The sequence below is a fragment of the Marmoricola endophyticus genome (assembly GCF_014644415.1).
GTDB classification, from domain to species: domain Bacteria; phylum Actinomycetota; class Actinomycetes; order Propionibacteriales; family Nocardioidaceae; genus Marmoricola; species Marmoricola endophyticus.
The window spans coordinates 2,906,384-2,922,802 of record NZ_BMKQ01000001.1 but is presented as its reverse complement, the minus strand read 5'-3'; the positions used below and the strand labels follow the sequence as shown (position 1 = coordinate 2,922,802).

The window sequence follows — 16,419 nt, the reverse complement described above, 5'->3', positions numbered from 1 at the left end:
GACCAGCGCCGGGGAAGCGGTGGCGGTGCCGGTCGGTTGGCGTGTCATGAGCACTCTCGGGACACTCGGAGCCGGGCACATCGGCAGCACCGTCGCACGCCTGGCGCTGGAGGCCGGGTACGACGTCGTGCTGAGCAACTCGCGCGGGCCGGACACGTTGCGCGACCTGGTCACCGACCTCGGGCCGCGGGCGCGCGCGGGGACCGCGCAGGAGGCCGCCGCGGCCGACCTGGTGCTGGTGACGGTGCCGTTCGCGCGCTACCGCGACCTGGACCCGGACCTGCTGTCCGGCCGGGTCGTGCTGGACACGATGAACTACTACCCCGAGCGCGACGGACGGGTGCCCGAGCTCGACGAGCACCGCACGACCACCAGCGCGATGCTGCAGCAGCACGCGCCCGGGGCGCGGGTCGTGAAGACGTTCAGCGGGATCCGGTGGGACCACCTGGGCGACCTCGCCCAGCCGAGCGGCGCGGAGGACCGTTCGACGCTCCTGGTGGCCGGCGACGACGCCGAGGCGAAAGAGCGGGCCGCTTCGTTCCTCGACGCCATCGGCTACGACGCGCTCGACGCCGGCTCGCTGGCGGAGAGCTGGCGCTTCGAGAACGGGCAGCCGGCGTACACCGCGGCGTACGTCCGCGACGGCCAGACCGGCCGGGTCGTCGGCGAGGTCGAAGGAGTGCCCGCCGACGCCGCCCGGCTTCGTGACCTGCTCGGCCGCGCGGACCGCGGGCTCGTCCTGCCCTGACCGTTCTCTCTCCCCCGGATGAGGGTCTCGTCGGCACGCGAGAAGCCGACCACGGTCACGGCTCCGGGAAGACGCAGAACTCGTTGCCCTCGGGGTCGGCCAGGACGGTCCAGCGCGGCATCTCCCACAGCAGCCGTGCGCCGCGGTCGACGAACTCCTGCTTCGTTCCGTAGAGGTCCCAGTGCAGCCGGTTCTTCACCGTCTTCGGCTCGGGCACCGGCGCGAAGTCCCAGGTGAAGGTGTCGTCGGGGGTGGCGTGCTCCACCGTCCACCAGCCGTCGCCGTGCGCCGTGTGGTCGACCAGCTCGGCGTCGAGCGCCTCGGCCCACCACCGGGCGATCGCGGCGGAGTCGACCGAGTCGATGCCCATCCCGTGCACGCGCCAGGCCGGAAGCGCTGAGAGGTCCGGGCGCACGAAGACGCACAGCTCGTTGCCCTCCGGGTCGAGCATCGTGGTCCAGCCGAAGCCGGTCTCCTCGGCCGGACGGTCGACCCGCGCACCGAGCGCCACGACGTCCTCGACCGCACGGGCGTAGACGTCGAGGTGGACCCGGTTCTTCGCCGTCTTCGCCTCCGGGACCGGGCAGATCGCGATGTTCTGGTGCTCGAGGGCGCCCACGACGTCGGGCACCTCGGTGGAGGTGTACGACTCGGCCCTCCCACCGCCCACCGCGGCCCAGAACTCCGCGATGCGGCCGTCCTCGGCGGTGGTGTCCAGACAGAGCTCCTTGAAGCGCGCCATGCCCCGAGACGCTAGTCCTTCCGGGTGGTCCCGATCCGTAGGCTGGCGCGGTGACCTCCTCGACTGCGACAGACCCGGTGACCGGACCTGCCTGGGCGCACGGCGTGGCGACGTACGCCGTCGGCGGCGATGCCGACGGGGCCGTGCTGGACGCCTGGTTCCCCGTGCCCTTCCTCGGGGCGTACGACGACTCACCCGTCCCCGACGACCTCGCGCCGCTCGTGGGGGAGGACGAGGCGCGCGGCGTGCGTCGCGCGACCGTGACGGTGAGCATCGAGGACCTGCAGTCCGCGCCGGTGAGCACCCTCGAGGTGTGGCTGCGCCTGCAGCTGATCTCGCACCGGCTGGTGGCACCGCGCACGATCAACCTCGACGGGATCTTCGGGCTGCTCACCAACGTGGTGTGGACCAGCGCCGGACCGTGCGCCGTCCCCGACTTCGAGCGCACCCGGCTGCGCCTGCGGACGGCCGGGCAGCACGTGACGGTGCTCGGCGTCGACAAGTTCCCCCGGATGGTCGACTACGTCGTCCCGTCCGGGGTACGCATCGGCGACGCCGACCGCGTACGCCTCGGCGCCCACCTCGCCGAGGGCACCACGGTGATGCACGAGGGCTTCGTGAACTTCAACGCCGGGACGCTCGGCGCCTCGATGGTCGAGGGTCGGATCTCCGGCGGCGTGGTCGTGGACGACGGATCCGACGTCGGCGGCGGCGCCTCGATCATGGGGACGCTGTCGGGCGGCGGCAAGGAGGTCGTCTCGGTCGGGAAGCGCTGCCTGATCGGCGCCAACGCCGGGCTCGGGATCTCGCTGGGCGACGACTGCGTGGTCGAGGCCGGCTGCTACGTCACCGCCGGCACCAAGGTCACCACGTACGCCGCCGACGGCACCAGCAGCCTGGTCAAGGCCGCGACGCTGTCGGGCGCCGACAACGTGCTGTTCCGCCGCAACTCGGTCACGGGCGCGGTCGAGGCCGTGGCCTGGCGCAGCGAGGGCGTGGCGCTCAACGAGGCGCTGCACGCGAACTAGCGCCGTGGCCGTCCGTACTCCCCCTCCCCCGCTGGCGCAGCCCGGCCAGCGGCGCGCCCGCCGCTGGCCGGTGGTGCTGCTCGTCGTGGCGGTCGTGGTGGGGACGGGCGTCTGGATGTGGAGCGACGGCGTCGGTCCGCTGCCGAAGCGGCCGCAGTGCACCGCGAGCGTCGGCGGCACCGTGGTCGACCTCAGCCCCGAGCAGGCCGAGAACGCCACGCTCATCTCCGCCGTCGGGGTACGCCGCGGACTGCCGGCGCGGGCGGTCTCGATCGCGCTGGCGACGGCGTACCAGGAGTCCAAGATCCGCAACCTCGACCACGGCGACCGCGACTCGCTGGGGGTGTTCCAGCAGCGCCCGTCGCAGGGGTGGGGCACGGCGGAGCAGGTGCGCGACGTCCGCTACGCGAGCAACGCCTTCTACGACGCGCTGGCCAAGGTCGACGGCTACCAGACGATGCGGATCACCGAGGCCGCCCAGAAGGTGCAGCGCTCCGGCTTCCCGGAGGCGTACGAGCCGCACGCCGAGGACGCCCGCGCCCTGGCCTCGGCGCTGACCGGCTACTCCTCCGACGGCGCGTTCACCTGCGTGGCCCGCACGCCGTCGGGCGGGTCCGTGTCCGCCGCACGCAGCGACCTGATCTCGGCGTTCGGCGCGCTCGGGATCTCCCGTACGGGCCCGCGCTCCCTCGCGGTGCCGGTCGGCGGGGGCGAGCAGGACCAGCGTCGCGGCTGGGCGGTCGCGCAGTACGTCGTCGCCCACGCCGACTCGCTCGGGGTGGCGTCGGTGTCCTTCGACGGGCTCGGCTGGTCCTCTGGGCGGGACTCGGAGGACGGCTGGGTCGAGCGCGCCGCGGGGCCGCGGCGCGTCGACGTACGCCTGACCCAGGGCTGACCGCCGCTAGCGGCCCTTCCAGACCGGGTCGCGCTTCTCGGCGAAGGCGGCGGCGCCCTCCATTGCGTCCTCGGAGCCGAAGACGGCGGCGGTGAGCCGGTCCTGCTCGGTCCATGCCTGCTCGCTGGACCAGTCGTGGGTAGCGGTCGCGATCTGCTTCGTCGCCGCGACCGCGAGCGGACCGTTGGCCGCGATCCGGGCGGCCAGCTCGAGGGCGCCGTCGAGCGCGGCGCCGTCCTCGACGACCCGGTTGACCAGGCCGAGCGCGGCGGCGCGCTCGGCGCCGACGGGGTCACCGGTGAGCAGCAGCTCCATCGCGACCGCCTGCGGGATCCGCTTGGGCAGCAGGATCGCCGCCCCGGCAGCGGCGACCAGCGAGCGCTTGACCTCGGGTACGCCGAGCTTCGCGCCCGCACCGGCGACGACGAGGTCGCAGGCGAGGACCAGCTCGAAGCCGCCGGCGACGGCGTACCCCTCGACGGCGGCGATCATCGGCTTGGCCGGCGGGCGCCGGGTGATCCCGCCGAAGCCGCGACCCTCGACGAACGGGCTCTCACCGGTCATGAACGCCTTGAGGTCCATCCCCGAGCAGAAGGTCCCGCCCGCGCCGGTCAGCACCCCGACCCGCAGGTCGTCCTCGGACTCCAGCCGCTCGACCGCCTCGGCGACGCCGTGCGCCACCGCGGCGTTGACCGCGTTGCGCGCCTCGGGCCGGTCCAGCGTGATGAGAAGCACCCCGTCGCGGGCCTCGGTCCGTACCTCGTCGGTCATGGGCGTGACGCTAGTGGACGTGTCGGCGCGATGCGCGGGGTGGTTTCGACGCGCTCGCTGGCGCTCGCTGCTCAACCACCCGTGTCGCGCTCGCTGGCGCTCGCTGCTCAACCACCCGTGTCGCGAAAAGGTGGTCGAGCCCGAACCGAGCGCAGCGAGGGAGGCGATGTCCTGAGCAGTGACCGAGGAACGAGGGAACGCGTCGAAGGGACGACGAGACCACCCGGCACGCCGCGAGAGCCGCTACAGGTCGGTGATGCGTACGCCGGCGTGGGTCTTGTAGCGCCGGTTGATCGCGATCAGGTTCGCGGTGAGGGCCTCGACCTGGTGGGCGTTGCGGAGGCGGCCGCCGTACAGGCCGCGCATGCCGGGGACCACGGAGGCCAGGTCGCAGACGAGCTCGACGGCGTCGCGGTCCTCGCCGAGGACGAGGACGTCGGTGGGGACCTCGGCGACGGATGCGTCCTCGAGCAGCACGGCGCTCACGTTGTGGAAGGCCGCGACCACGGTGCTGTCGGTGAGGATCCGTGCCGCCTGCTGGGCCGCGGAGCCGTCCTCGACGTCGAGCGGGTACGGCCCCTGCTTGTCGAAGCCGAGCGGGTTCACGCAGTCGACGACGACCTTGCCGGCGAGGTCGCCGGCCAGGGACTCCAGCAGCTCGCCGTGACCGTCCCAGGGGACGACGACGAGCACGATGTCGCCCTGCGCCGCCGCGCCGGCGTTGTCGGAGCCCGTGATCGGGGCGTCGGCCCCGACGTCCGCCTTCAGCGTCTCCGCCGCCTGCTCGCCGCGGGTGGCGTCCCGGCTGCCGAGGACGACGGGGACGCCGGCCATCGCCAGGCGCCGCGCCAGGCCGCGGCCCTGGGGGCCGGTGCCGCCGAGAACGGCGACGGTCGTCGTACGCAGGGACTCAGGCAGCTCGCTCATCCCGGCAGCCTCCCACCTGGCCGCCGTGGGCCGCGCCCCGGTCCGGGCGTAGCCTCCGTCACACCAACCGAGTAGGAGCGCACGTGGTCGACCTGCAGGGACGAGTGGCCGTGGTGACCGGCGCCAGCCGTGGCATCGGGCTGGGAATCGCACAGCGCCTGGTCGACGCCGGCGCGAAGGTGTGCCTCACGGCGCGCAAGCAGGAGGCGCTCGACGCCGCCGTCGCCGAGCTCGGCGGGCCCGAGCACGCGATCGCCGTGGCGGGCAAGGGCGACGACGTCGAGCACCAGGCCGACGCGATCGCCCGTACGGCAGCGGCGTTCGGCCCCGTCGACGTCCTCGTGAACAACGCCGGCATCAACCCGGTCTACGGCCCGATGATCGACATCGACCTCGACGCCGCCCGCAAGATCGTCGAGGTCAACGCGCTCGGCGCCCTGTCCTGGACCCAGCAGGCCTACCGGGCCGGGATGGACCAGCACGGCGGCGCGGTCGTCAACGTCGCCTCCGTCGCGGGTCTGCGGCCGGCACCCGGGATCTCGATGTACGGCGCGAGCAAGGCGATGCTGATCCACCTCACCGAGGTGCTCGCGGTCGAGCTCGGCCCGGACGTGCGCGTCAACGCGGTCGCGCCGGCGGTGGTGAAGACCAAGTTCGCCGAGGCGCTGTACGCCGGCCGCGAGGACGAGGTCGCCTCGGCCTACCCGCTCAAGCGGCTCGGCGTCCCCGACGACATCGGCTCGGTCGTGGCGTTCCTCGCCTCCTCCGACTCGGCCTGGATGACCGGGCAGACGCTGGTCGTCGACGGCGGCGTGACCCTGACCGGCGGCGTCTGATGCAGTGGCAGGGCGCTCGCGTCGTCGTCACCGGCGCCGGTCGCGGCATCGGCCGGGCGCTGGCCGAGCGGGCCGCGGCCGAGGGTGCGCAGGTCCTCGTCAACGACCTCGACCCGCAGACCGCTGCGGACGCGGCGGCCGCCGTCGGCGGGACGTCGTACGCCGGTGACGTCTCGACCACCCAGGGCGCTGCCGGCCTGGTCGACGCCGCCTTCGAGCACCTCGGCGGCATCGACGTCTTCTTCGCCAACGCCGGCGTCGACCTCGGCGGCGGGCTGGACGCCTCCGACGAGGACTGGGCGCGCTCGCTGGACGTCAACGTGATGGCCCACGTGCGCACCGCCCGCGCGCTCGTACCCCGTTGGCTGGAGACGGGCGCGCCGGGCCGCTTCGTCGTGACCGCCAGCGCGGCGGGACTGCTGACGATGATCGGTGCGGCGCCGTACTCCGTCACCAAGCACGCCGCCGTCGCCTTCGCCGAGTGGCTCTCGATCACGTACGCCGACCAGGGCGTCACGGTGCACGCGATCTGCCCGCAGGGCGTCAACACCGCGATGCTGCAGGGCAGCGGCCCGGTGCAGGGTCTGCTCAGCCACGACGCGGCGATCGAGCCCGCCGACGTCGCGGACGCGGCGTGGGCCGCGATCGAGGAGGGGTCGTTCCTGATCCTCCCGCACCCGGAGGTCGCGGGCTACTACGCCGCCCGGGCCGCCGACACCGACCGGTGGCTCGGCGGGATGCGCAAGCTGCAGAGGAAGGTGTTCGGCGCGTGAGCGACTCCCCGAAGGGCCTCGACCTCGAGGTCTTCGCCCCGTGGTTCGCCGAGCGGACGCAGGTCGACGGCGACCTGTCCGCCGAGCTGATCGCGGGCGGCAAGTCCAACCTGACCTACCGCGTCACCGACGGCGCGCACCGCTGGGTCGTACGACGTCCTCCGCTGGGCCACGTGCTGGCCACCGCGCACGACATGGGTCGCGAGCACACCGTGATGGCTGCCCTGCACGACACCGACGTCCCCGTGCCCGCGATCGTCGCCACCTGTGCCGACGACGCCGTGCTGGGCGCACCGTTCTACGTCATGGAGCAGGTCGACGGCACGCCGTACCGCACCGCGGCGCAGCTGACCGAGCTCGGCGCCGACCGCACCCGCACGATCTCCACCCGCATGGTGCAGACGCTCGCCGCGCTGCACGCGGTCGACCCGGAGGCGGTCGGGCTCGGCGACTTCGGCCGACCCGAGGGTTTCCTCGCCCGCCAGGTGCGCCGCTGGAAGAAGCAGGTCGAGGCCTCGCACTCTCGCGACCTGGCCGGGTTGGACGAGCTGGTCGGCCTGCTCGAAGGGGTGGAGCCGCCCGAGCAGCCGCCGGGGATCGTGCACGGCGACTACCGCCTGGACAACCTGCTGGTCGAGGACGACGAGGTCCGCGCGGTCATCGACTGGGAGATGTCGACGCTGGGCGACCCGGTCACCGACGTCGCGCTGCTGCTGGTCTACGACAAGCTGGCCACGCTCACCGGCGGTGACTCCGTGGCCGACGCCTCCGCCGCCCCAGGCTTCCTCGGCGAGGACGAGATCCTCTCGACGTACGTCGCCGCCGGCGGACGCGAGCCGTCGGGCGGCTTCGGCTTCCACACCGGGCTGGCCTACTTCAAGCTCGCCGCGATCCTCGAGGGGATCCACTACCGCTACGTCAACGGCCAGACGGTCGGCGAGGGTTTCGACTCCGTCGGCGAGGCCACCGAGCCGCTGATCGCGGCCGGCATCGCCGCCCTGCGCGAGAACTGAGAGGACACCATGGACTTCGCCCCCGACGCCCGCACCCTCGAGCTGACAGCACAGCTCGAGGCGTTCATGGACGAGCACGTCTACCCCAACGAGCAGCTCTTCTACGACCAGGTCGACGCCCTGGACGACCCCTGGCAGTTCACCGCGACGCCGGTCCTCGTCGAGCTGCGCGCGGAGGCGAAGAAGCAGGGTCTGTGGAACCTCTTCCTGCCCGGCGAGGAGGGCGCGGGCCTGACCAACCTCCAGTACGCCCCGCTCGCCGAGATCACCGGCCGCTCGGGCGGGCTCGCACCGGCCGCGCTGAACTGCGCCGCGCCGGACACCGGCAACATGGAGGTGCTGCACGACTTCGGCACCCCGGAGCAGAAGGAGCAGTGGCTCGCGCCGCTGCTCTCGGGTGAGATCCGCTCGTCGTTCGCGATGACCGAGCCGGACGTCGCCTCCTCCGACGCCACCAACATCGAGACGCGGATCGAGCGCGACGGCGACGAGTACGTCATCAACGGCCGCAAGTGGTGGATCACCGGCGCGATGAACCCCGACGCGAAGATCTTCATCGTGATGGGCAAGACCGACCCCGACGCCGCTCGGCACCGTCAGCAGAGCCAGGTGCTCGTGCCGCGCGACACCGCGGGCGTGGAGGTGGTGCGCGGCATGCACGTCCTCGGCTACGACGACCACGACCACGGCGGGCACGCCGAGCTGCGTTTCACCGACGTACGCGTGCCGGTGAGCAACGTGATCGGCGAGGAGGGCGGCGGGTTCGCCATCGCCCAGGCCCGGCTCGGGCCCGGCCGGATCCACCACTGCATGCGCAGCATCGGCGTGGCCGAGCGGGCGATCGAGCTGATGTGCCAGCGGGCCGCCTCGCGCGAGGCGTTCGGCAAGCCGCTCTCGGACCAGGGCGTCATCCGCACCTGGATCGGCGAGGCGCGGGTCGCCGTCGAGCAGCTGCGGCTGCTGGTGCTCAAGACGGCCTGGCTGATGGACACGGCCGGCAACAAGGCGGCGCACTCGGAGATCCAGGCGATCAAGATCGCGACGCCGCGGATCGTGCAGGAGATCCTCGACCGGGCGATGCAGGTGCACGGTGGCGGCGGACTGTCGCAGGACTTCCCGCTGGCCAGGATGTTCGCGGGCATCCGCACGCTGCGCTTCGCCGACGGCCCCGACGAGGTGCACCTGAACTCGCTGGCGAAGAACGAGATCCGCTCGCACACCTGACCCGGCGGCGGCGTCAGGCTCGGTCGTACTCCTCCTGCGACGCCGTGACCTCACCCAGGTGCTCGACCGACCACTCCTGGAGCGCCTGCAGCGGGACCAGCAGGGTGCGACCCGCCTCGGTGAGGTCGTACTCCACGCGTACCGGCACCTCGGGGTGGACCGTCCGACGCACCAGCCCGTCCCGCTCGAGGCCGCGCAGGGTCTGGGTCAGCATCTTCTGCGAGACGCCCTCGACCCGGCGGCGCAGCTCGGAGAAGCGCAGCTCGGCGTCGGCGAGGGCGACCACGACGAGCACTGTCCACCGGTCGCCGATGCGGTCGAGGATGCGACGGGTGGGGCAGTCCGCCCGGTACGGGTCGCCCAGGAGGCCTGCCGCCCGGACGTCGGAGATGGTTACCACAAAGTGCCTACTTCCCAACGGATACCAGGACTCGTACGGTAACCGCTGGTGACGATCCGTCACCACCCCCATGCACAGGAGGAACACCCATGTCTCGCCTCACCGTCATCGGCGCAACCGGGTACGCCGGATCGGCGATCGCTGCGCAGGCCGCGGCCCGCGGTCACCAGGTGACCGGGCTGAGCCGGACCACACCGAGCACCCCGGTGGCCGGCGTGACGTACGTCCAGGGCGACGCCACCAATCGCGAGACGCTGGCCTCGGTCGTCGAGGGAGCCGACGTCGTCGTCGCCGCCCTCGCCCCGCGCGGACCGCTCGCCGCCACGTTCCGCGAGGTCAACCGCACCCTCGCCGGCCTCGCCGACGCGGCCGGGGCCCGCCTCGTCGTGGTGGGCGGCTACACCTCGTTGCGGCCCGCGCCCGGCGCCGACCGCTTCGTGAGCGACGTCAGCGAGGTGCCGGAGGCGATCCGCGAGGAGGTCCTGGCCGGCGCCGCGCTGGTGCTCGAGGACCTGCCCGCGACGCCGGAGAGTCTCGACTGGCTCTTCGTCAGCCCACCGCTCGGCTTCGGCGCCCACGCACCCACCGCGATCCTGGGCCGCTACGAGCTCGGCGACGAGGTCGCCGTCGAGCCGACCACCGGAGGGGTCATCTCCGCCGAGGACTACGCCCTCGGGGTGGTCGACCTGATCGAGGCCGGCGGGCGCCCGCGTCGCCAGGTCAACCTCGGCAACCCGGCCTGAGGAGTGGACGGCCGGGTCAGCGGGGCGCGAGCAGCCCGAGCGTGAGCAGCAGCTTGTCGCCGGGGTCCGTCAGCGACCGGCCGGTGAGCTCCTCGATCTGCTTGATCCGGTAGATGACCGTGTTGCGGTGGCAGAAGAGCTGCGCCGCCGCCCGGGTGGGTGACCCGTCGCAGCCGAGCACCGCCCCCAACGTCGTCAGCAGCACCTCGGACTGCGGTGCCGGCATGGCCAGGAGCGGCCCGACCGACTCGGCGACGACCAGCCCGGTGACCTCGGGACTGGCGGCGAGGAGGAGCTCGGGGAGACGCTCGGTGGCCAGGGCGACCCGCGCCTGCCCCCGCGGCAGGCTCTGCGCGGTGCGCGCCGCCAGCGCGAACGCGACGGCGAACCCGCGGATCCCCTTGACGGACTCGGCCACGCCGACCCGGCCGGTGGCGTGCGGCTCGAGCAGCGCGGCCAGGTCGGCCGGCGTGCCGCGGTGGGCGACCAGCCCGAAGTACAGCTCGCCGCGTACGTGCCAGTGAGCCACCACGCCCTCGCGCGCCAGCCGGTGCTCGGCGGTCACGGGCGGGTTCGGGTCCCCGTCGTACGGCGCGACGACGCAGGCGACCGCCGCCTCCGCGACGATGCCGAGGTCGTCGCGGGCCGAGGCGGCGAAGTCGTCGTCGGCCCCGCGTCCGGCGACGAGGCCGTCGAGCACGCTCTGGTGGCGCTGGAGGTCCTGCCGCTCGATCCGGGCGCTCTCCTGTCGGTACGCCTCGACCATGATCGCGGTCTGCGGGTCCAGGGACGCCCACAGCGCCTGACCGGCGTCGATGAGCGCCCGGTCGTCGACGCCCGGCCCGGCGGGCGCGGAGTCCATCAGCGCCTGCCACAGCGTGCGGGTGCCGAGCGTGTAGGCGTTGATCACCATCTCCATCGGTACACCCTGCCGAGCCCGGCGCCGCCCGGTCTCGCGCCACAGGTCGACCGCCTCCTCCGAGGCTCCGGGGACGCCCGACTGACCGGCCACCCCGAGCCGGATGTGCTCGCGGGTGCTGCGGCGGATGTCGGCGATGATGTCGGGCGCGAGCCGGTCGTACGCCGCCGGGTGGTTGCCGATCATCGTCAGTGCGATGTCGTCGCCGATCGCGTCGACCCTGCCCCGCAGCCCTGCCCAGGCGCGGCGCATCCCGCTCACCCGGTCGGCGCTCTCCGGACCGCTCTCCGGGCCGGGCTCGGCGTCGTCTGGGGTGGACTGCACAACGGGACTGTCCCACCGCCAGCACAACCGGCACCAGGGATCGGCAGCGAAAAGGGTGCGGCGCCCGGACTTCTTTGTGCGCTGCGCCCATACCGACCCCGAAGGGTGGTTGCGATAGTGGTGCACGTCACACCGGGCTCGCCCGGACACCCACGACCCCCGGGGAGGCCCGATGCCGCACGCGCCGGCGTTCGCGATGAACGGCGTCACGGTGCGCTTCGGCGGCATCACTGCCCTCGACGCGGTCGACCTCGAGGTGCCGCGCGGCCGGGTGCTCGGGGTGATCGGCCCCAACGGCGCCGGCAAGACCACGCTGTTCAACGTCGCGTGCGGCTTCGTGACCCCTGCGGAGGGCAGCGTCCGGCGCGACGGGCAGCCGCTGACCGGCCTCAAGCCGCACCACCTCCCCCGGCACCGGATGGCCCGCACGCTCCAGGGCCTCGGCCTCTTCGAGCGGGTCTCGGTGCTGGAGAACGTCATGGTCGGCGCGGACCGGACCGCCACGAGCGGCTTCCTCTCCTCCCTGCTGGCACTGCCGCGCAGCGCCGCCGACGAGCGGCGACTGCGCGAGCGGGCCCTGACCACGCTGGACGAGCTGGGGATCGCCGACTACGCCGACCGCGTGCCCGGGAGCCTGCCGTACGCCATCCGCAAGCGCGTCGCCCTCGCCCGCGCACTGGTCGGCGAGCCGGAGCTGCTGCTCCTCGACGAGCCCGCCAGCGGGCTGTCCGACGAGGAGATGGAGTCCCTCGGCGACCTCATCCTCGCCTGCCGGGAGCGGATGTCGGTGATGCTCGTCGAGCACCACATGGACCTCGTGATGCGGGTGTGCGACTCGATCGTGGTCCTCGACTTCGGCCGGGTGATCGCCCACGGGACACCCGACGAGGTCCGCGAGGACCCGGCTGTGCTGGCCGCCTACCTCGGCGACGAGGTCGACCGTACGGCTGCGGAGGTCCCCCGGTGAGCGCCGCCGTGAGCACCGACGGTCGCGAGACCGGCACCGCGCTGGACATCCGCGGCCTCACCACGACGTACGGCGCCGTCCGCGCGCTCGACGACGTCTCCTTCGCGGTGCCGTCCGGGCGGATCACCGCGGTGCTGGGTGCCAACGGCGCCGGCAAGACCACCCTGCTGCGCACGATCTCCGGGCTGGTCCCGGCCACCTCCGGCACCGTCGCGCTCGGCAGCCACGACCTCTCGCGCACCCCCGCGGAGCGGATGCCCGGCCTCGGCCTCGCCCACGTCCCCGAGGGGCGCGGCGTGATCACCGAGATGACCGTGGAGGAGAACCTCCGGCTCGGCGGGCTGGGTCGTCGTACCGGGACGGAGCCGGTCCCCCTCGAGCGCGTCTTCGACCTCTTCCAGGTCCTCGGCGAGCGGCGCCACGGCGTGGCCCACCAGCTCTCGGGCGGCGAGCGGCAGATGCTGGTGATCGGCCGCGCCCTGATGGCGTCACCGACCGTGCTGCTGCTCGACGAGCCGTCCCTCGGGCTCGCACCGCGGATCGTCGCCCAGATCCTGGACCTGCTCGGCGGCCTGGCCCGCGACGAGGGCCTCACGGTGCTGCTCGTCGAGCAGAACGCCCGCAGCGCCCTCTCGGTCGCCGACCGGGGCGTGGTGCTCAGCCTCGGTCGGGTCGTCGCCGACGAGTCCGCCGCGACGCTGGCCGGCGACGACCAGCTCCGACACGCCTACCTCGGGTTCTAGGAGGCACGACACGTGCAACAGCTGCTGTCCACGACGCTGACCGGGCTCACGCTCGGGATGGTGTACGCCGCCTTCGCGCTCGCGCTGGTGCTGATCTGGCGGTCCACCCGGATCGTCAACTTCGCCCAGGCGCCGATGGCGATGGTGACCACGCTGGTCGCACTGCAGGTGATCGACGCCGGCGCGCCGTACTGGGTCGGCTTCCTGGTCGCCCTGGTCTCCGGGCTGGTGCTCGGCGCCGTGGTCGAGCGGGTGCTCGTACGTCCCGTCGAGGGCAAGGCCGAGATCAACGCCGTGATCCTCACCCTCGGCCTGTTCATCGTGCTGCACGCCGTGGCGGGCCTGGTTTTCGGCAACGACTACCAGTCCTTCCCGGCGCCGTTCGGGCTCTCCGGCTTCCGGGTCGGCGACCTCAACGTCGCGCTCACCGGCTTCGGGATCTTCACGATCGTCATCGTCCTGGTGGTGATGGCGGCGCTGGCGGCGCTCTTCCGGTTCACCGACCTCGGCCTGCGGATGCGGGCAGCGGCCTTCAACCCCGAGGTGTCCCGGCTGCTCGGGGTGCCGGTCGGCCGGATGCTGACGATCGGCTGGGCGCTCGCCGCGGTCGTCGGCTCGCTGGCCGGGCTGCTGATCGCGGGCGGCTCGCTGGTCTACCCGTCGTACATGGACTCGGTGGTGGTCTTCGGCTTCGTCGCCGCGGTGCTCGGCGGGCTGGACAGCCCCGTCGGCGCCGTCGTCGGCGGCCTGCTGCTCGGGCTCGCGCTGAGCTACGTCAGCGGCTACCTCGGCGCCCAGCTGGTGACGCTGGCCTCCTTGGTGATCCTCATGCTGGTGCTCACGCTGCGCCCCGGCGGGCTGTTCTCCTCGGCGTCGGCGAGGCGGGTCTGATGGCGACGTCGTCCGCCCTGCCCGTACGCGCCTGGCGGCGGGTCTGGTCCGGCACCGGCAGCCGGCACCTGCTGCTGGCGCTCCTCGGCCTGCTGGCCGTGATCGTGTACGTCGAGGCCGCCTCCGACTTCCGCAACCTGCAGTTCGCCGCCTTCGGCTACCTCGGCATCGCCGCGGGCGGGCTGACCGTGCTCACCGGGCTCAACGGTCAGCTCTCGCTCGGCCACGGCGCCTTCATGGCGATCGGCGCCTACACCACGGCGCTGTTCCTCGACGACGGCTCCCCGGTGGTGCCGCTGCTCGGGGTGCTGGTGGTGGCGACCCTGGTGACGGTCCTCGCCGGCGCGCTGATCGGCGCCGCGGCGGCCCGCCTGCACGGCCCGTACATCGCCGGCGCGACCCTGGCGCTGGCCGTCGGCGTGCCCGGCATCGCCCTGCACTTCAGCGACACCCTCGGAGGCGAGCAGGGGCTGGGGGTCGTCGCGCCACCGGTGCCGGTGTGGCTGCTGGACCTCGACTACTTCTTCACCGGGCGCGACCTCACGCCGAGCCGCTACCTGTCGTACGTGGTGTGGGTCTGCCTGATCGTCACGTTCGTGCTGCTGGCGAACCTGTCGCGCAGCCGGGTCGGACGCCGGTGGCGGGCCGTGCGCGACGACGACGTCGCGGCGGAGGTGGCCGGCATCCACCTGGGTCGCGCCCGGGTCTCGGCCTTCGTGGTGAGCACCGCCTGCGCCGGCCTCGCGGGAGCCGTGATGGCGCTGGTCGTACGCCTCACCGCACCCGGCGGCTACACCCTCACGCTGAGCCTGACCCTGCTCACCGCGGTCGTGCTCGGAGGCCTGGGCAGCCTGTGGGGCGCGCTGATCGGCGCGGGGCTGCTCAGCTACCTGCCCCAGCTGGCCACGAACGTCGGCGAGAGCCTCGGCCTGGACCAGACGCGGGCCGCCGAGCTGGCGCCGCTGGTGTACGGCGCCGTGATGATCGCGGTCATCCTGCTCGCCCCCACGGGCATCGCGGGCGCGGTCCGCGCGCTGCGCGCGCGTCGTACGGCCCGGGCCGAGCGGCCGCCCCCCCAGACCACCGAAAGCACCGTCCAGCAAGGGGAGATGAGCAGATGAGATCGATGACCGGATGGCCGAAGGTGGCCACCACAGCCGTGGCGGTGACCGCGGTCGGCGCCCTGCTGGCCGGGTGCGGCGGCTCGCGCCCCTCCGACGGCGGCGGGTCCAGCGACCCGGGGATCACCGACAGCACGATCAAGGTCGGCGCGCACTTCCCGCTGACCGGGGTGGCCGCCCCCGGCTACAGCGAGATCCCGACGGGCGCCAAGGCGTACTTCGACTACGTCAACGCGAACGGTGGCGTCGACGGCCGGAAGATCGACTACACGTACCGCGACGACGGCTACAACCCGACCAACACCAGCAGCGTGACCAACGAGCTGGTGCTCAAGGACAACATCTTCGCCATGGTCGGCGGCCTCGGGACCCCGACCCACAGCGCGGTCGTCGACTTCCTCAACCAGCAGAAGGTCCCGGACCTCTTCGTCTCCTCAGGAGCGCTCGCGTGGGGCGACGACCCGGACGAGCACCCGTACACCTTCGGCTGGCAGCCCGACTACGAGATCGAGGGCAAGATCATCGGGCAGTGGGTGAAGGAGAACATGCCCGACGCGAAGGTGGGTCTGTTCCTGCAGGACGACGACCTCGGGCGCGACTCCGAGAAGGGCGTGCGGCAGTACCTCGACGACCAGATCGTCGCGACCGCGCGCTACACCTCGGGCAACACCGACGTCGCGCCGCAGGTCAGCTCGCTGGCCTCCAAGGGCGCCGACCTGGTGCTGTCGTTCAACACCCCGTCGTACACCGCGCTCACGCAGCTCACCGCCCAGAAGCTGAACTTCACGCCGCAGTGGTTCTACTCCAACATCGGCTCCGACCCGGCCCTGGTCGGCTCGCTGCTCTCCCGCTTCTCCGAGGGCGCGGTCAAGGGCACGAACTCGGCGCTCGACGGTGTGCTCACCACGGAGTACATCCCCGGCGTCGACGCGGCCGACAACCCTTGGGTGAAGCTGTGGCAGAAGGTGTGGGACGAGAACGGCGGCGACGGCGAGCTGACCAACTACCGGATCTACGGCATGTCCGAGGCGTACGCGTTCGTGCAGGCGCTCAAGGACGCCGGCCCGGACCCGACGCGGGAGGGCCTCGTCAAGGCGATGGAGGAGGACATGGCCGACTCCGACGGACCGCAGCTGGCACCGTTCCGCTACAGCGAGGACAGCCACTTCGGGATCTCGGGGATGCAGATCGTGCGCCTGAAGGGCGGAAAGTCCGAGCCGGTCACGAAGGTCCTCACCACCGACGTCGGTGACGCCGACATCGACGAGGACGACTCCGGCCAGGCCGACGACGCGCCGCCCTCGAGCGGCATCCCCGACAAGTCCTGACGACGCCGACCCGGCGCTCGTGGGGG

The 16,419-nt window shown here is 72.8% G+C and carries 18 protein-coding genes; 13 read left to right on the top strand and 5 right to left on the bottom strand.

The genetic code is table 11. The features are described from left to right. Positions 1-46: 46 nt before the first annotated feature. Complete coding sequence (locus IEX42_RS14370) at positions 47-748, top strand: NADPH-dependent F420 reductase (protein ID WP_188780388.1); 702 nt, start codon at positions 47-49, stop codon at positions 746-748. A 55-nt stretch (positions 749-803) separates the two neighbouring features. Here the strand turns inward: IEX42_RS14370 and IEX42_RS14365 are convergent, their stop codons facing one another. Next, on the bottom strand, positions 804-1,490 hold the full coding sequence (locus IEX42_RS14365; protein WP_188780387.1) for a VOC family protein: 687 nt from the start codon (positions 1,488-1,490) through the stop codon (positions 804-806). Positions 1,491-1,540: 50 nt separating this feature from the next. Here IEX42_RS14365 and dapD point away from each other — a divergent pair, with 50 nt between their 5' ends. Together dapD and IEX42_RS14355 are read left to right on the top strand one after the other, a co-directional pair. Next, the gene (gene dapD / locus IEX42_RS14360) at positions 1,541-2,518 is read left to right on the top strand and encodes a 2,3,4,5-tetrahydropyridine-2,6-dicarboxylate N-succinyltransferase (protein WP_373286193.1); all 978 of its coding nucleotides are present in this window, start codon (positions 1,541-1,543) and stop codon (positions 2,516-2,518) included. A 4-nt stretch (positions 2,519-2,522) separates the two neighbouring features. Further along, complete coding sequence (locus tag IEX42_RS14355) at positions 2,523-3,413, top strand: hypothetical protein (protein ID WP_188780386.1); 891 nt, start codon at positions 2,523-2,525, stop codon at positions 3,411-3,413. A 6-nt stretch (positions 3,414-3,419) separates the two neighbouring features. On the opposite strand, the gene IEX42_RS14350 is transcribed toward IEX42_RS14355, so the two are convergent. Together IEX42_RS14350 and npdG are read right to left on the bottom strand one after the other, a co-directional pair. Then, positions 3,420-4,184 (bottom strand): crotonase/enoyl-CoA hydratase family protein, encoded by a 765-nt coding sequence (locus IEX42_RS14350; protein ID WP_188780385.1) that lies wholly within the window; start codon positions 4,182-4,184, stop codon positions 3,420-3,422. Positions 4,185-4,427: 243 nt separating this feature from the next. Next, positions 4,428-5,111 (bottom strand): NADPH-dependent F420 reductase, encoded by a 684-nt coding sequence (gene npdG / locus IEX42_RS14345; RefSeq protein ID WP_188780384.1) that lies wholly within the window; start codon positions 5,109-5,111, stop codon positions 4,428-4,430. Positions 5,112-5,194: 83 nt separating this feature from the next. Between npdG and IEX42_RS14340 the strand changes: the two genes are divergently transcribed. From IEX42_RS14340 to IEX42_RS14325, 4 genes are read left to right on the top strand one after another with little or no spacing between them, the layout of a single operon-like run. After that, positions 5,195-5,947: an SDR family oxidoreductase gene (locus tag IEX42_RS14340; RefSeq protein ID WP_188780383.1), complete on the top strand. Its 753-nt coding sequence runs from the start codon at positions 5,195-5,197 to the stop codon at positions 5,945-5,947. Continuing rightward, entirely contained in the window at positions 5,947-6,720 is a 774-nt protein-coding gene (locus IEX42_RS14335; protein WP_188780382.1) for an SDR family oxidoreductase, read from the top strand. The genes IEX42_RS14340 and IEX42_RS14335 overlap by 1 nt, the downstream gene beginning before the upstream one ends. Beyond that, a complete protein-coding gene (locus tag IEX42_RS14330) occupies positions 6,717-7,733 on the top strand; it encodes a phosphotransferase family protein (protein WP_188780381.1) in 1,017 nt (338 codons plus the stop codon). Before IEX42_RS14335 ends, IEX42_RS14330 begins: the two co-directional genes overlap by 4 nt. 9 nt (positions 7,734-7,742) lie before the next feature. After that, the gene (locus IEX42_RS14325; protein WP_188780380.1) at positions 7,743-8,957 is read left to right on the top strand and encodes an acyl-CoA dehydrogenase family protein; all 1,215 of its coding nucleotides are present in this window, start codon (positions 7,743-7,745) and stop codon (positions 8,955-8,957) included. A 13-nt stretch (positions 8,958-8,970) separates the two neighbouring features. On the opposite strand, the gene IEX42_RS14320 is transcribed toward IEX42_RS14325, so the two are convergent. Beyond that, positions 8,971-9,357, bottom strand: coding sequence for a winged helix-turn-helix transcriptional regulator (locus tag IEX42_RS14320; protein ID WP_229660874.1), 387 nt, complete (start codon positions 9,355-9,357; stop codon positions 8,971-8,973). Positions 9,358-9,446: 89 nt separating this feature from the next. Between IEX42_RS14320 and IEX42_RS14315 the strand changes: the two genes are divergently transcribed. Beyond that, entirely contained in the window at positions 9,447-10,100 is a 654-nt protein-coding gene (locus IEX42_RS14315) for an NAD(P)-dependent oxidoreductase (protein ID WP_188780379.1), read from the top strand. Positions 10,101-10,116: 16 nt separating this feature from the next. Here the strand turns inward: IEX42_RS14315 and IEX42_RS14310 are convergent, their stop codons facing one another. Then, complete coding sequence (locus IEX42_RS14310) at positions 10,117-11,343, bottom strand: PucR family transcriptional regulator (RefSeq protein ID WP_188780378.1); 1,227 nt, start codon at positions 11,341-11,343, stop codon at positions 10,117-10,119. Between the two features lie 172 nt (positions 11,344-11,515). Here IEX42_RS14310 and IEX42_RS14305 point away from each other — a divergent pair, with 172 nt between their 5' ends. The 5 genes from IEX42_RS14305 to IEX42_RS14285 are packed head-to-tail and all read left to right on the top strand — an operon-like array spanning position 11,516 to position 16,393. Further along, positions 11,516-12,310, top strand: a complete 795-nt coding sequence (locus IEX42_RS14305; protein ID WP_188780377.1) for an ABC transporter ATP-binding protein — start codon at positions 11,516-11,518, stop codon at positions 12,308-12,310. Next, on the top strand, positions 12,307-13,053 hold the full coding sequence (locus IEX42_RS14300; protein ID WP_188780376.1) for an ABC transporter ATP-binding protein: 747 nt from the start codon (positions 12,307-12,309) through the stop codon (positions 13,051-13,053). Before IEX42_RS14305 ends, IEX42_RS14300 begins: the two co-directional genes overlap by 4 nt. A gap of 12 nt (positions 13,054-13,065) precedes the next feature. Beyond that, positions 13,066-13,944 (top strand): branched-chain amino acid ABC transporter permease, encoded by an 879-nt coding sequence (locus IEX42_RS14295; RefSeq protein ID WP_188780375.1) that lies wholly within the window; start codon positions 13,066-13,068, stop codon positions 13,942-13,944. Further along, positions 13,944-15,065, top strand: a complete 1,122-nt coding sequence (locus IEX42_RS14290) for a branched-chain amino acid ABC transporter permease (protein ID WP_188780374.1) — start codon at positions 13,944-13,946, stop codon at positions 15,063-15,065. The genes IEX42_RS14295 and IEX42_RS14290 overlap by 1 nt, the downstream gene beginning before the upstream one ends. Before the next feature lie 5 nt (positions 15,066-15,070). Beyond that, complete coding sequence (locus tag IEX42_RS14285; protein WP_229660873.1) at positions 15,071-16,393, top strand: ABC transporter substrate-binding protein; 1,323 nt, start codon at positions 15,071-15,073, stop codon at positions 16,391-16,393. The last annotated feature ends 26 nt before the right edge of the window (positions 16,394-16,419 follow it).